Below are 14,988 nucleotides of genomic sequence, written 5' to 3'. Positions count from 1 at the left end.
ACGGGTAGGGAAAATAAAGGCCTGTATCGTTGCAAACCTGCCGTTTCCAGGGGGCCGTGTATTGCGCTTGCCATAAAGGGCGGCCATAGGGCAAACTGCCGTCATGACTGTTTTTGCAACCAGAATCGCTGGTGAAGATCATGGGGCGCGCGAGGTGTCGCTTGTGAACCGTTTTTTTATACAGCCTCGTTAGGCGCAGCCAAATGAAAGCCCTCATTCAAAAGCATCGCGGCGAATTTGCGAATATCAATGTTCTAACTGCCTTTCTCGGCTTTACCGAGAAGGGATACTTTATTGAGTTCTTTGAGTTCGAAGAGCTCAGTTCCAAAGAGCTTGATGACGAGACCATAGTCGTTGGCGGTATCCCAGTAGTAGTGAGCGCCTTGACACGCCTTGGCATTACCCCTCCTGGATTAGTTTCAATCCCTGAGTCAATTTCTTCATTCGCCGGGCGCCGTACCTGGGAAGGCTCGATGGGCGAGGTGAGAAGCATTGTGGATCGAGGCGGCAGCATTTTTATCAAGCCGCTCCCCAACGATAGAAAGCTCTTCGCCGGAAAAGTCGTCACCAACTATCGGGACCTGGCTATAACCGCATCGCTACCGGGCGGCTATCCTGTTATTTGCTCAGAACCCGTTTCAATGATTTCTGAGTATCGCGTCTTTGTACTGAGAGGGACCATCGTTGGATGCCGCCACTACAAGGGGGACTTCCGGGCATTCCCGGACTTCAAGCTCATTGAGTCCGCGGTCCTTGCCTATGCAGATTCGCCGTCAGGTTATGGGATCGACTTCGCCGTAACTGAAAGCGGCGAAACAATCTTGGTTGAGGTCAATGAGGGATTTTCACTTGGCTGCTATGGACTCCCTTCTTTGCCTTACAGCTCAATCATTGAGGCTCGCTGGGAAGACTTCCGAACGAAGACTTCGAAGTGATGGAACTCGAAACTGAATTGGCGGCGCGGTCGTTCGCATACAAATTGTTGTGCGAACCCTTTCAGGGCATCATAGAAATTCCAAACCTCTAGGAAACAGGGACGATACTCCGCCGCTGGGGCGCGTCGGCACATTTTTGCGATGTACGTAGCTGGCTTCGAGGCTGTGCCTCTGATCTTCGCCGCGACGAAGTTAAGGACTAACATCTTCCTCTCTTTGAATAGTATGACGTCGTCCGAATCTCCCAATTTGCAGTGAACTGGACTGCCTGCACGCTACACGTTCAATCATGAACCCTCAAAAAGTCATTCGAGAAAAAGTCCGGCGCTTCACCGACCTTCCCAACATCGGTCCAGCTGCGGCACACGACTTCGAGTTGCTAGGTTTTAGTGAGCCCGCCCAATTGGCTGGTGCTGACCCACTTCACCTTTACGAATCCCTCTGCGTCGTCACGGGCACGCGTCATGACCCATGCGTTCTGGACGTATTCATGTCGGTGACTGATTTCCTGGGCGGGGGTGCGCCCAAGCCTTGGTGGCATTTCACCGAACTGCGCAAACAAAAATACGGCAATTTGCCAGCAGTCGCCGCTGGTGAGCCCCTGACATTGTCTTCTTCCTCGAAGCTGTGCGTTCCGGCAGCCGATTGATTTGACCAGTTAATTTTTATGGCCGACGAAATCTCAGATTTAAAGAAAGAACTGATCGACGTTCTCGATATAGCGGCAATGTACAACGACAAGGGTTACGTGTGGTCTGGGCATAGTCCGGAGCGACGCGCTGAAATAGTGGCGGGATACCAAGTGAGTATGCTCAGTCTTATGGGCCAAATCGGAGCGGACGCTTTGGCTCCCGAGCTTGCCCAGGCAATCGTTTCTGGCGCAGCTGCATGGGATGATCTGGGTTATTTTTCACGCCTTGTGCGTCGCTCGTGACATCAAAGTCTCATTTCGTGTTCAACTTCACTCACTTCGCTCTAGTTGGGCTGATGGCTGTAGCTTTGCCGGCAGCCGCGCAGTACAGCCCTGTTCCAGACTTCGTTTCTCCCACTGAAGGAAGGACTGCACAACTTCAGGTTGCCGTTGGTGGCTCCGCTGCGATCTCCGGTCTTGTCATCTATGACGACCCGAACACCTGCCGTTCGCCAGGCGCGTTCGGCGGCTTGAAAATCCCTTGCAGTTATCTGCGGATCGCCAGCTCACGTTTACGGCCTACCTTACCAAAGGCGATTACGCCTGCCGCATCACCTCCAGTTTCCAGCCGAAAGCTGGCCACTTCTACGAGCTATACAGCGTTCTCAGGCAAGACGCATGCGTCATCCTGGTTGGATACAGCGATCGGCAAGAAGGGCCCTACTTGAAAATTCGCGACATCGAGCAACTTCGATACGTGCCAGGAGACAGTCCGGGCAACAGCTTCTGCGAGGCCAAATGAACGCGCGCTGACCCGCCCCTTGCCTACCCCCGATTGATCTGGAATTTGCCTTGCCACTGCAAAGGCGGCGGTTGGGCGGCGAGGCTCCAAGCAACGGCGCGCGTTTGATGTTAGGCTAACGTCCTGATCTCAATCGGAGAAACCGGCTTGAAGAATATCGACCTTGCGCTGATCGAACGCTGGCTTATGGGCTGGAGCTTGTCGCGCGGCGTGCCTTTGCCAGTGCCCTATGATGGTGGCCTGGTCGTTGAAGTCGGCATGCCGGCGCAATTGCGGCGCTACGTGTTTGCCGATGCGGGGCAAGCACTTCAAGCATGCGCGGATCGCATACGGGATCCATTCATTTTCCTCAAGGCCCCTGTCGAACCGGAGGACTTGCGGCGTGCATTGCCAGCGCATTGGAGTGTTGAAGGGCGCGGCTACCTCATGGCCGGACCTTCGCAGCCAAACATCAAAGTGGCGATGCCTCCGGGTTACCGGAAAACTGTCGAAACCCAACACGGCGCGCACGTTGTGCGAGTGCTTCACGAAAGCCAGGAATTGGCAGCGTCGGGCCGTATTGTGCTGCACGGCCAGACCGCCATTTTCGACCAGATCGAAACCGCAGAATCCCATCGACGCCGCGGCCTGGGAAGTGTCGTCATGCACTCGCTCGATGCCCTCGCGACCGAAGCCGGCGTAACCGAACGGCTGCTCGTGGCGACCGAGGATGGTCGGGCGCTCTATACCCGCCTTGGCTGGAGCGTCATTTCTCCGTGGTCTACTGCAGTTCTACCAGCGGCTGGCAGGTGAAATATTAGTGCTTTGCTCACCACTACAATGATTTGTTGCTCAACCAAAGAAATTCCGCTATATTGAACGCAAGTTCTGTATAACGAAATTCGTTTAGCGACGTTTGTTATCAACTAATCAGCATCAAGAGTCGAATTTTCGACGCCAACCTGCCTCCCCGGGCAAGGTGGAAGCCATCACGGCGATGCGGCCTATTAACGGCAACGAAGCGGGTGCGACATGGTTTGCTCCGAATCGGGCCAAGCTCTCAGGAGAAACCATGACAACTCACACCTCCCCTGCTTCCTCCCTGGACCTCAGCGCCTGGCGCAACCAGTTCCGCATGACCCACACGTTCCATCTCTCGCTGGGAACCAACGAACCCGTTGCGGGCCAGCTGGAAGCCACGCTGAAAAACTCAAACGCCCAAATCGAGAAATGGGTTATCTCGCGCCGCGCAGGCTGCTACGATCACTGTATTACCGTGAAAGGCATTGGCGATGAATCGGCGCGTGAGCTGCGCTCGGAACTGGCCAGCCTGAATGGCGAGATCAAGGTGCATGTCGAGCACATGCTCCACTTTGACAGCGACGCGGCGCAACGCTGATTCGAAAGTCAAACGGTACATTGGTTGCCGGAAGACGGAGCCAGCTCAGGGCTGCTTCGGCAGCGTCGATCGCCTGCGCCCTTCCATGGCGGCTATCACCCGTTCGGCATTCTCCTTGCAGCCAACGTCTGCGGGCTTTGAATCAATCAGTTCCACCAGCGACTGGAGTTCGGATTTGCTGCGCGCCAGGCGCTGTTCCAGCACCTCGATGTCGGCGATCTTCTTGCGCAAGGCCGCAAGCAATTCATCGTGCTTCCACGTCGAAGCCTCGTCCGGCAACAACTGGGCGATTTCTTCGAGCGAGAAGCCCGCATGCTGGGCATCGCTGATGATCTTCAGCACCATTACCGCTTCCTCCGGGTATTCGCGGTAACCGTTCGATTGCCGGCTCCCTACCTTCAACAACCCTTTCGATTCATAGAAGCGTATCGCCGATGCAGCCAAGCCTGTTTGCCGGGCCAGTTCCCCAATTTTCATAGTGTCCACCCGCCGTTCACGGCATCACTATAAGCTTAAAGCCCACTTGAAGGTCAATGACCGGAATAAATGCTTGACCTTCAAGTGAACTTTAATCCTAAGGTGGAGCCATCGCAACTCACTGGACTCCTCGATGAACCCTTTCGAATCACTGGCACTGCCCAATGGCGCAGTCATCCCGAATCGCATCGCCAAAGCCGCCATGGAAGAGAATATGGCGGACAAGGACCATGCTCCTTCCGCCCAGTTGATCCGGCTTTACCGCGCCTGGGCTGAAGGTGGCGCGGGCCTGCTCATAACCGGCAACGTCATGGTCGACCGGCGCGCCATGACCGGGCCGGGCGGCGTTGTGCTGGATTCCTGGCTGCACAGCGACCGCTTCCAGGATTGGGCGGCAACTGCGCAAGCCCATGGCGCCCACATCTGGCTGCAGCTTAATCACCCGGGCCGGCAGATGCCGGCCGCCCTGGGGCAGCCGACCATCGCGCCTTCCGCTGTGGCGATGGATCTGGGGAGTTTTTCGAAGCAGTTCGCAGCCTCGCGCGCGATGACGGAGGGAGATATCGCCGAAGTGAAGGAGCGTTTCATCAAGGCCGCGCAACTGGCTGAGGGGTTCGGCTTCAATGGGGTGCAAATCCATGCGGCGCATGGATACCTGCTCAGCCAATTCCTCTCCCCTATCACCAACAAGCGCGATGACCGCTGGGGCGGCTCGCTCGAAAACCGTGCCCGCCTGCTGATCGACATCGTCAAAGGCGTGCGCGCTGTGGTGGGCAGCAGTTTCGCGGTTGCCGTGAAGCTTAATTCGGCCGACTTCCAGCGCGGCGGCTTCAGTACCGACGATGCGAAGAAGGTGGTCGGGATACTCAACCCGCTAGGCGTGGACCTGATCGAACTCTCGGGCGGCAGCTACGAGGCGCCGGCCATGCAGGGTGAGGCGCGCGATGGACGTACGCTGGCGCGCGAAGCTTATTTCCTTGAATTTGCGAAGGACATCCGGTCGGTGGCGCGCATGCCGGTCATGGTCACCGGCGGCATCCGCCGCTTTGCAGTCGTCGAACAAGTACTGGCCAGCGGCATCGACATGGCGGGCATCGGCACCGCACTCGCACTCGACCCGCAACTGCCCAATGCCTGGCGCACGGACAAGGCGCAGGCGCCCCTGCTGCGCGCCATCACCTGGAAGAACAAGGTGCTCGCTTCGGTGACCTACATGGCGATGGTGAAGCACCAGCTGCGCCGCCTGAGCCGTGGCAAGCCGGCCAACCCCAACGTGGCACCCGCTCTCGCGCTGTTGCAGCAGCAATGGGCCACCACGATCGGGAATTTTCGATACCGCCAGTGGACTCAAACATGAAAAAAGCCGGCGCAAGCGCCGGCTTCTCGGTTCATCCGGGGAGGATTAGAACTTGTAGTTGTACGACAGGCCAACCAGCGACATGTGGGTCCTCCAGGTGCCGACGGTGGTTTCGCCGTTGCCGGTGCAGGTGCCGGCAGGAGCCAGGGTGCTGCACTGGTTTTGGTAAGTGGACGACGCGTCGTCGAACTTCAGGTAGCTGTAAGCCAGGTCGATCGACGAATTAGCCGTTACCTTCCAGTTTGCACCGAAGGAGAGCTGCTTGCGGTCCGAATCAGGCAGTGCTGGATGGCGCAGGGATGCTTTTTCCACTGGGGATTCGTCGATTGCCACACCGGCGCGCAGCATCCAGGCGTCATTCAGCTTGTAGTTCATGCCCAGCGATGCGCGCATGGTGTTTTTCCACTGCTGGCGGATCACTTCATCGCCTTCGCCGGTGCCGACGAACTCGATATGCAGGTCTTTCATGCGGGAGTGACGGGACCAGGTCAGGTCAGCCATCAGAGCCAGCTTGTCGTCGATCTGCGAGAATACGTTGGCCGACAGGGTTTCCGGGGTCTTGATGTCAACCAGGGCTGGCGAGTTCTTCTTGCGCGAGGAAGCTTGCAGAACCGCGTTCACAACCGGGTCGGTGGTCACGGTGGAGAAGTCCCATACCGCGTCGCCTTTCAGCTTGTGGTGGATCGAGGAACGGTAGGACAGGCCGAAGCGGGTGTCCTTGTTCAGGTTGAACATGTAGCCCAGGTTGAAGCCAACGCCCCAGTCCTTGCCGTCCATGGTTGCGTGGCCGTCTTTGGCAGCTGCCAGTGCGGCCAGGCTGCCGCCTTTGGCGACGATCGTTTGCAACAGGGCCGTGCGGCGCGCTGCAATCTCAGGGTTCGTGGCAGCGTTGGCGCTCAGGAACATGATGGAGCCTGGCACGTCAACGCCCTGGCCCAGCTCGGCCTTCATGAACTCGGCATCGATACCGAAGCCGAAGGAGTGACGCTCGTCCAGCTTGAACGAGACGGATGGGTTCAGGGTCACCGACTTCAGGTCGATGCTGGTCAGCGCGTAGCGGCCGGCCCAGTTGTTGTCATAGTCCAGCTTCGCGCCGTAAGGAACGAAGGCGCCGAAGCCCAACGCCCACTTGTCGTTCAGCTTGTGGGAGATGTACAAGGAAGGAGCCGCCACCGCGCTTGGAGCGTAGTCATCCTGATGCGCTGCGCCGCCGGTCGAGCCGACCTTGCCGTAACGCTGCGAGCCCTGGTCGTCGTAGGTCGAGTGCGGTACCACGGCGGTGATGCCGCCGGAGAATTGGGTGCCTTCCAGACGGGACAGGCCGGCTGGATTGGCGAAAATGGTGGAAGCATCGGCAGCTTCAGCGGTGTTGGAATCCGCAGTGCCCTGGCCGGACACGGACTGGGAACCGAAGCGGTAACCGGATGCGTTTGCGTTCATTGCGGCGGCCGACAGGGCGGCAGCAACCATCAGGGAGAGGTATTTTGGGTTCAAGGTAGGTCTCGGCTGTTCGTTATTGATATATGTTCAACCTTGCGTCATAAGAAATGCGCGAGGGCACCGCAGTCTACACCAAAACCGTACGACGGTGCTTTTTAATTGAAAATAGTTTAAGAAAAGAGGGCCCGAAAGCCCTCTGTCATAGGGGAATCAGGCGAGCTGACTCCGTTGCTTTCTGGTTACAAACGAGAGCAGCTTCATAACGAGGCGGAAGACCAGGCGCACGATAACCAGGGCCAGGATCGCTTCTACCAGGGTCAGGATGAAGGCCAGCGCGGCGCCCCAGCGTTCATCACGGCGCTGGAACTTGGCGACCATGCGCTCCTTGGCGATCTCGATACTGTCGTAGAAGGTCGGCACGACCAGCAGGGTCAGCAGCGTCGAGGTGACGGTGCCGCCGATGATGGCCACTGCCATCGGCCGGTAGAACTCGCCGCCGTTGCCCATGCCGATCGCGACCGGCATCATGCCGGCAATCAGGGCAAACGTGGTCATCAGGATCGGGCGCAGGCGCATCTGGCCCGCTTCGATCAGGGCCTGGTGACGGTTGGCGCCCTCCTCTTCGCGCTTGCGCGCCGCGTCAAGCAGCAGGATGGCATTCTTGGCCACCAGCCCCATCAGCATGATGACGCCGATCAGGCTCATCAGGTTAAGGGTGCCGCCGGTCACGATCAAGCCCACCACCACGCCAATCAGCGACAGCGGCAAGGACAGCATCACGCCGCCCGGCGCCGTGAACGAGCCGAACTGCATCACCAGCACCAGGTACATCAGGCCGATGCCGGACAGCAGGCCGACGCCCATGGCGGAGAAAATCTCGCCCTGGTTCTTGCTGGCGCCGCCCACGCCTTGGCCGAAGCCCGGCGGAAAATTCATTTCCTTGGCAATCTTCTTGGCGTCGGCCAGCACCTCGCCTGCCGCGCGCCCTTCCACGTTGGCGGTGACGGCGATGGTGCGCATGCCATTCTTGTGGCGGATGCCGGCCGGACCCTTGCCCATCGAGACCTTGGCGATCTGGTCCAGCGGCACCATCTGGTTGGTGCCGGCCACCTTGATCGGCAGGCGCTCGATATGTTCCAGGCTCAGGCGGTCATCCGGATGCAGGCGCACAGCCACGTCGCGCGCTTCGCCGGTCGGGTCGACCCAGTCGCCCACTTCCACCCCGGCAAATGCTACCCGCAAGGAGGTGGCGGCATCGCCGGCGGCAATGCCCATCGAGTTGGCCAGGCCGCGATTGAGTTCGATCTGCAGTTCGTCCTTCGGATCCTGTTCGGACAGGCCGACATCGACCGCACCCGGCACCTGGCGCAGCTTGGCCATGAACTCGTTGGTGATCTCCATCAGCTTGCGCGAGTCCGGGCCGACAAAGTCGATCTGCACAGCCTTGCCGCCGCCACCGCCGCCAAAATCGTCGATCACGGTGTACTCGCCGCCCACCATGCCAGCCAGCTTCTGGCGCAGTTCGGAGGCGATCTCGCCGGCGCCGCGTTTGCGTTCGCTGCGCTCGCCAATATCGATCCAGATATTGCCGCTGGCCTGGTTGATGTAGACCTCGGTCGACTTCACTTCCTTGATGCCCATGGCAACAGCGGACACCTTCTCCATCTTGCCGCGCGTGTAGGCCAGGCTGGACGAGGAAGGGGTGCGCACCTCGACTTTCAGGGCACCGTGGTCTTGCTTCGGCATGAAACTGGTGCCGCCCACCGTCGCCTGCAGCGCAATGGCGGCGACAAAGCTGGCCAGTGCAATCGCGCCCATCGAGCGGCGATGGTCGAGCGCCCAGGCAATGACCTTGCCGTAGCGGGATGCCTGGCGGTCGAACCAGTGGTTGAACTTGTCCAGCACCTTGCCGAGGCCCTGCTTCGGCGCGCTGTGGTGGTCCGGCGGGTCGCCCCAGAAGGCCGACAGCATCGGGTCCAGCGTGAAGGAGATGAACAGCGACACGGCCACCGAGCAGGTCACGGTCAGCGCGAATGGGCGGAACCATTCGCCGGCCAGGCCGGGCATGAAGGCCACCGGAATGAATACCGCCATGATCGAGAAAGTGGTCGCGGCCACGGCCAGGCCGATTTCGGCCGTGCCTTCCAGCGCAGCCGTGCGGCGGTCGGAACCATTCTGCATATGGCGCACGATGTTTTCACGCACCACGATGGCGTCGTCAATCAGCACGCCGATCGCCAGCGACAAGCCAAGCAGGGTCATGAAGTTCAGCGTAAAGCCGCACAGCCAGACCGCGATGAAGGCCGCCACCACCGAGGTTGGCAGCGAGAGCGCGGTAATCAGGGTGGAGCGCCAGGAGTTGAGGAAGGCGTACACCACGAAGATGGTCAGCACGGCGCCGAACACCAGCGCGTCGATCACGTTGTCCAGCGATTCCTGGGCTTCCTTGCCGCCGTCTTCGGTGATGTCCAGCACAGTGCCGCTGTCGGCCAGTTCCTTGTTGATTTCCTCGGTCAGCTTGCGCACCTCCTTGCCCACCGACACGGCGGATGCATCACGGGCGCGAATCACATGCAGTGCCACGTTCGGCTTGCCGCTGTGCAGGCTGACGCTATTGATTTCGGCGAAGCCGTCCTCGATCTGCGCCACCTGGCCCAGGCGCACCAGCTGTTCGCCATTGCGCTTGACCACCACGTCCCTGAATTCTTCCGGGCGCTCGATGCGGCCTACCAGGCGGATCGCCTTTTCTTCCAGGGTTCCGCGCACCTTGCCCACCGGCGCATTGGTGTTCTGCATCTGCAAGGCGCTGGTGACCTCGGCCACCGAAACGTTGTACTCGCGCAGCTTCTCGGCGCGCAGCAGCACCGACAGCTCACGCCGCAGCGCGCCGTTGACGTTCACGACCGACACGCCGTCCAAAGCGCGGAAGCGGTCGGCCAGCTTGTCCTCCGCCAGGCGCGAAATGGCGGCATGCGACAGCGTTTTCGACGACAGCGCCAGCTGCATCACGGGCTGGGCCGCGGTATCGACACGCTGGATCATCGGTTCCCGCATTTCCGTCGGCAGCTTGTAGCGCACCGCGGCAATGGCATTGCGCACTTCGTCCGAGGCTTCAATCAGGTTCTTGTTGAAGCTGAAGCGGATCTGGAAGGTCGCCATGCTCTCGCCCGAATTGGAGAACAGGTCGTCCACGCCGGAAATCGACTGCAGCGACTTTTCCAGGCGGTTGACCACTTCCCGTTCCACGGTTTCCGGCGAGGCGCCCGGATAGGGGATATTGATGAACAACATCGGCAGTTCAACGTCCGGCTCGCGGTTGACGCGCAGCTTGGACAGGGCCAGCAAGCCCATGGCCATCATGGCGATGATCAGGACGATCGTCGCGACGGGGCGCCGGACACTAAAATTGGAGAGGAACATCTTGCATTTTCCTTAACTCATTGGTTCAAAAAAAGGGCCCGAAGGCCCTTCTTGGTACGCGCTTGACGCGTTTCAGGCGCTTTACGCTGCCGATGGCTGGCGGCGGCCGGTCACCAGGCCAACCAGTTTCATCACCAGTCGGAACACCAGGCGCACAAAGGTCAGCGCCAGGATCGCTTCCACGAAGGTCAGCACAAAGGCCACTGCCGTATTCCAGCGCTGCTCGCGATACTTGAACTTGGCCACCATGCGGTCGCGGGTAATCTCGATGCTGTCGTAGAAGGTCGGCACCACCAGCAGGGTCAGCAGGGTCGAAGTGATGGTGCCGCCAATAATGGCCACCGCCATCGGGCGATAGAACTCACCGCCGTCGCCCATGCCGATTGCCACAGGCATCATGCCCGCGATCAGCGCGAAGGTCGTCATCAGGATCGGGCGCAAGCGCATGCGGCCCGCATACATCAGTGCATCCTCGCGGCCATAGCCCTCTTCCTCACGCTTGCGCGCCGCGTCGAGCAGCAGGATGGCGTTCTTGGCGACCAGGCCCATCAGCATGATGACGCCGATAAAGCTCATCAGGTTCAGCGTACCGCCCGTCAGCAGCAGGCCCACCACCACGCCGATCAGCGACAGCGGCAAGGACAGCATCACCGCCCCCGGCGCCGTGAAGGAGCCGAACTGCATCACCAGCACCAGGTACATCAGGCCGATGCCGGATACCAGGGCAATGCCCATCGCGCCGAACACTTCCGCCTGGTCCTTGCCGGAGCCGCCCACGTCCATGCCGAAGCCTGGCGGGTAGTCCATCTTTTCAGCCAGCTCGCGGGCTTCCTTGATCACTTCGCCGTTCGAGCGGCCTTCCACGTTGGCCGATACCGACACCATGCGCTTGCCGTTCTTGTGGCGGATGGTGGCCGGGCCCTTGCCCATGGTGATCTTGGCGATCTGGTCGAGCGGCACCATCTGGTTGGTGCCGGTGACGGCGATCGGCAGGCGCTCGATATTGTCAGGGCTGACCCGGTCTTCCGGATGCAGGCGCACTGCCACGTCGCGGGTTTCGCCTGTGGGGTCGACCCAGTCGCCAACTTCGATGCCGGCGAAGGCCACGCGCAGCGACTGCGCCGCATCGCCGGCGGAAATGCCCATCGAGTTGGCCAGGCCGCGGTTCAGTTCAATCTGCAGCTCGTCCTTCGGATCCTGCTCGGACAGGCCGACATCGACCGCGCCCTTGACCTGGCGCAGCTTGTCCATGTACTGGTTGGTGATCTCCATCAGCTTGCGCGAATCGGGACCGACGAAGTCGATCTGCACCGGCTTGCGGGCGCCGTTGTTGATGTCTTCCAGCACCACGAACTCGCCGCCCACCAGGCCGGCCAGCTTCTGGCGCAGTTCCATGCCGATCTCGGTGGCATCGCGCTTGCGTTCCTTGCGCTTGCCGATGTCGACCCAGATACGGCCGCCCGACAGGTTGACGTAGGTGCTGGTCGCCTTCACTTCTTTAATGGTGTGGGCGATCTGCGCGGCCTTGTCCATCTTGGTCTTGGTGTAGTCCAGGCTGGACGAGGAAGGCGTACGCACGTCGATGGCGATGGTGCCGAAGTCCACTTTCGGCAGGAAACTGGAGCCGCCGATAGTGCCCTGCAGCGCCAGCGCGCCAACGAAGGTCGCCACGGCAATCACGGCCATCCAGCGGCGATGGTGCAGCGCCCAGGCGATCACCTTGCCGTAACGGTCGGCCTGGTGGTCGAACCAGTGGTTGAACTTGTCCAGTACCTTGCCGATGCCTTTCTTCGGCGCGCTGTGATGGTCAGGCGGATCGCCCCAATAGGCCGACAGCATCGGGTCCAGCGTGAAGGAGATGAACAGCGACACCGCCACCGAGCAGGTCACGGTCAGCGCGAATGGACGGAACCATTCGCCCGGCATGCCGCCCATGAAGGCCACCGGGATGAACACTGCCATGATGGAGAAGGTGGTCGCTGCCACGGCCAGGCCGATTTCGGCCGTGCCTTCCAGCGCAGCCTTGCGGCGGTCGGAACCATTCTGCATATGGCGCACGATGTTTTCACGCACCACGATGGCATCGTCGATCAGCACGCCGATTGCCAGCGACAGGCCAAGCAGGGTCATGAAGTTCAGCGTGAAGCCGCACAGCCAGACCGCGATGAAGGCCGCCACCACCGAGGTTGGCAGCGACAGCGCGGTAATCAGGGTCGAGCGCCAGGAGTTCAGGAAGGCGTAGACCACGAAGATGGTCAGCACGGCGCCGAACACCAGGGCTTCGATCACGTTGTTCAGGGAATCCTGCGCGTCTTCGCCGCCGTCGCGGGTCACTTCCAGCGAAGTGCCGTTGCCTTCTTCCTTGAATTCCTTGTTGATTTCTTCGGTCAGCTTGCGCACTGCCTTGGCCACCGACACGGTGGAGGCATCGCGCGCGCGGATCACGGCCAGGCCGACGTTCGGCTTGCCGGACCGCAGGCTGACGTTATTGATCTCGGCGAAGCCGTCTTCGATGGTCGCCACCTGGCCCAGGCGGATCAGCTGGTCGCCGTTGCGCTTGACCACCACGTCCTTGAATTCTTCCGGACGCTCGATACGGCCGACCAGGCGGATCGCCTTTTCTTCCAGGTCGCCGCGCACCTTGCCCACCGGGGCGTTGGTGTTCTGCATGCGCACCGCATTGGCCACTTCGGCCACCGAGACGTTGAACTCGCGCAGCTTGTCGGCGCGCAGCAGCACCGACAACTCGCGCCGCAGCGAGCCGTTGACGTTGACCACGGCCACGCCGTCCAGCGCGCGGTAGCGGTCGGCCAGCTTGTCTTCGGCCAGGCGCGACAGCACCGCGTGCGACTGGGTCTTGGACGACAGCGACATCTGCATGATCGGGTCGGCCGAGGTGTCGATGCGCTGGATCATCGGCTCGCGCATCTCGGTCGGCAGCTTGTAGCGCACCGAGGCGATGGCGTTGCGCACCTCGTCGGACGCTTCGATCAGGTTCTTCTGGAACGTGAAGCGCATTTCGATGGTGGCGCTGCCCTCGCGCGAGGTCGAATACAGGTCGGTCACGCCGGCGATCGACTGCAGCGATTTTTCGAGGCGGTTGACCACCTCGCGTTCGACCGTCTCCGGCGAAGCGCCAGGATACGGAATGTTGACGATCAACAGCGGAATCTCGACGTCGGGATTCTGGTTGACGCGCAGCTTGGACAGGGCCAGCAGGCCCATGGCCATCATCGCCACGATCAGAACGATCATGGCGACGGGGCGCTTGATACTGAAATTGGAAAGGAACATGACTTAGTTTCCCCGGTTTCCCTGGTTTTTTATACTTCTTTAGTTGCCCTTGACGGCATCGGCCGGCACCGAAGCGGATGCAACCGCCTTGTTCATCTGCAGGTCCACTTTCTGGCCATCGCGGAAGCCGGAGGCCGGGGTACGCATCACGATATCGCCCTTGGCCAGGCCCGATTGCACCTGCCAGTTGCCGCTGCGCGCATCGCGTGCGCCCATTTGCAGCGTGGCTTTGGACAAGGCCTTGTCCTTGATCTTCCAGACGTAGGTGGTGTCGCCTTGCTTGACCAGGGCCGATTCCGGCACCATCAGGGCCGAAGTGGTTTCCGCTTCGATGCGGCCTTCGGCGAACAGGCCGGCGACGCGCGGCAGGTTCTTGTCGGCGAAATCGACCAGCACTTCCACCTGGCGTGTGACCGGATTGGCGGCCGGGTCAACGCGCTTGACCTTGCCCAGGAAGTTCTGGCCCTGGTAGCCGTTGATGGCGAACACAACGCCCTGCCCTGCCTTGACCACGCCCACCGAGTCGGCGGAAACGCGGCCTTCAAAGCGCATCGACGCCGGGTCGACCACTTTCACCAGTTCCTTGCCGATCTGCGCGGTATCGCCGGCCGAGACCTTGCGCTCGGAGACGATGCCGTCGAACGGAGCGCGCACCAGGGTGCGGGTCAGCTGCTGGTTGGCCGCCACCAGGCGGGCCTTGGCAGCCGACAGGTCGGACTGGGCGTTATTGCGGCGCACTTCGGCGTCTTCCAGCACCTGCGAGGACACCATGCCGGAGGCTTTCAGGGTTTTCTGGCGCTGCAGGACGCGCTCGGCCTGGTCCAGCGACTGGGTCGAGGCGCGCACGGCTTCCTGGGCCGAATTCAGCGCATCGCGCAGGGAAGTATCGTCCAGGCGCACCAGCAGGTCGCCCTTCTTGACCGCTTCGCCGTTCTCCTTCAGCACCTGCATCACGACGGCGCCAACTTCGGCGCGCAGGTCGGCCTTGCGTTCAGGCTGGATGGAACCGGTGATCACCGGGCCGGACGACAGGGCATTGCTTTCCACCGTCACCAGATCTTCAGATGCAACCTGCAGCGTTGCAAGCTTCTTGTCATCGCCCTTGCCTTTCGCGTCGGCAGTCGCCGAGGCGCTGGCCTTGCCGGCTTCAGGCGCCTTGTCGGACTTGCCGCAGGCGACCAGCGCGGATGCAACGGCGAGAGCTAATAGGGTTTTACGCAACATGTGAATCTCCAGTTTGGTGGACGGCTTATT

Annotated in this window: 11 protein-coding genes and 1 riboswitch; of the genes, 6 read left to right on the top strand and 5 right to left on the bottom strand. The window is 60.7% G+C overall.

The window, feature by feature from the left end; genetic code table 11:
* Positions 1-203 precede the first annotated feature (203 nt).
* From ACN9MU_RS11680 to ACN9MU_RS11660, 5 genes are all read left to right on the top strand, one after another.
* Positions 204-935, top strand: coding sequence for an ATP-grasp domain-containing protein (locus ACN9MU_RS11680; protein ID WP_426344620.1), 732 nt, complete (start codon positions 204-206; stop codon positions 933-935).
* 289 nt (positions 936-1,224) lie between these two features.
* A complete protein-coding gene (locus tag ACN9MU_RS11675; protein ID WP_426344619.1) occupies positions 1,225-1,584 on the top strand; it encodes a helix-hairpin-helix domain-containing protein in 360 nt (119 codons plus the stop codon).
* Positions 1,585-1,602: 18 nt separating this feature from the next.
* Positions 1,603-1,869, top strand: coding sequence for a hypothetical protein (locus ACN9MU_RS11670; RefSeq protein WP_426344618.1), 267 nt, complete (start codon positions 1,603-1,605; stop codon positions 1,867-1,869).
* Between the two features lie 646 nt (positions 1,870-2,515).
* On the top strand, positions 2,516-3,160 hold the full coding sequence (locus tag ACN9MU_RS11665; protein WP_426322497.1) for a GNAT family N-acetyltransferase: 645 nt from the start codon (positions 2,516-2,518) through the stop codon (positions 3,158-3,160).
* Between the two features lie 115 nt (positions 3,161-3,275).
* A riboswitch (SAM-I-IV-variant riboswitch) is annotated at positions 3,276-3,378 on the top strand.
* A gap of 41 nt (positions 3,379-3,419) precedes the next feature.
* Positions 3,420-3,746 carry a hypothetical protein gene (locus tag ACN9MU_RS11660; protein ID WP_426322495.1) on the top strand — a complete coding sequence of 109 codons (327 nt, stop codon included), beginning with the start codon at positions 3,420-3,422 and terminating at the stop codon, positions 3,744-3,746.
* A gap of 45 nt (positions 3,747-3,791) precedes the next feature.
* Here ACN9MU_RS11660 and ACN9MU_RS11655 read toward each other — a convergent pair whose 3' ends face one another.
* The gene (locus ACN9MU_RS11655; RefSeq protein ID WP_426322493.1) at positions 3,792-4,223 is read right to left on the bottom strand and encodes a MerR family transcriptional regulator; all 432 of its coding nucleotides are present in this window, start codon (positions 4,221-4,223) and stop codon (positions 3,792-3,794) included.
* 133 nt (positions 4,224-4,356) lie between these two features.
* Between ACN9MU_RS11655 and ACN9MU_RS11650 the strand changes: the two genes are divergently transcribed.
* Positions 4,357-5,580: an NADH:flavin oxidoreductase/NADH oxidase family protein gene (locus ACN9MU_RS11650; protein ID WP_426322491.1), complete on the top strand. Its 1,224-nt coding sequence runs from the start codon at positions 4,357-4,359 to the stop codon at positions 5,578-5,580.
* A gap of 45 nt (positions 5,581-5,625) precedes the next feature.
* On the opposite strand, the gene ACN9MU_RS11645 is transcribed toward ACN9MU_RS11650, so the two are convergent.
* The 4 genes from ACN9MU_RS11645 to ACN9MU_RS11630 all read right to left on the bottom strand — a co-directional run bounded on the left by ACN9MU_RS11645 (position 5,626) and on the right by ACN9MU_RS11630 (position 14,958).
* Positions 5,626-7,074, bottom strand: coding sequence for an OmpP1/FadL family transporter (locus ACN9MU_RS11645; protein WP_426322489.1), 1,449 nt, complete (start codon positions 7,072-7,074; stop codon positions 5,626-5,628).
* A 156-nt stretch (positions 7,075-7,230) separates the two neighbouring features.
* Positions 7,231-10,440, bottom strand: a complete 3,210-nt coding sequence (locus ACN9MU_RS11640; protein ID WP_426322487.1) for an efflux RND transporter permease subunit — start codon at positions 10,438-10,440, stop codon at positions 7,231-7,233.
* Between the two features lie 81 nt (positions 10,441-10,521).
* Entirely contained in the window at positions 10,522-13,734 is a 3,213-nt protein-coding gene (locus ACN9MU_RS11635) for an efflux RND transporter permease subunit (RefSeq protein ID WP_426170759.1), read from the bottom strand.
* Positions 13,735-13,773: 39 nt separating this feature from the next.
* Positions 13,774-14,958 carry an efflux RND transporter periplasmic adaptor subunit gene (locus tag ACN9MU_RS11630; RefSeq protein ID WP_426170757.1) on the bottom strand — a complete coding sequence of 395 codons (1,185 nt, stop codon included), beginning with the start codon at positions 14,956-14,958 and terminating at the stop codon, positions 13,774-13,776.
* Positions 14,959-14,988: the final 30 nt, after the last annotated feature.

The organism is Pseudoduganella sp. R-32, assembly GCF_049913245.1.
Lineage (GTDB): Bacteria > Pseudomonadota > Gammaproteobacteria > Burkholderiales > Burkholderiaceae_D > Rugamonas.
The sequence above is the reverse complement of the archived record's forward strand: the minus strand, read 5'-3'. Positions and strand labels throughout refer to the sequence as shown.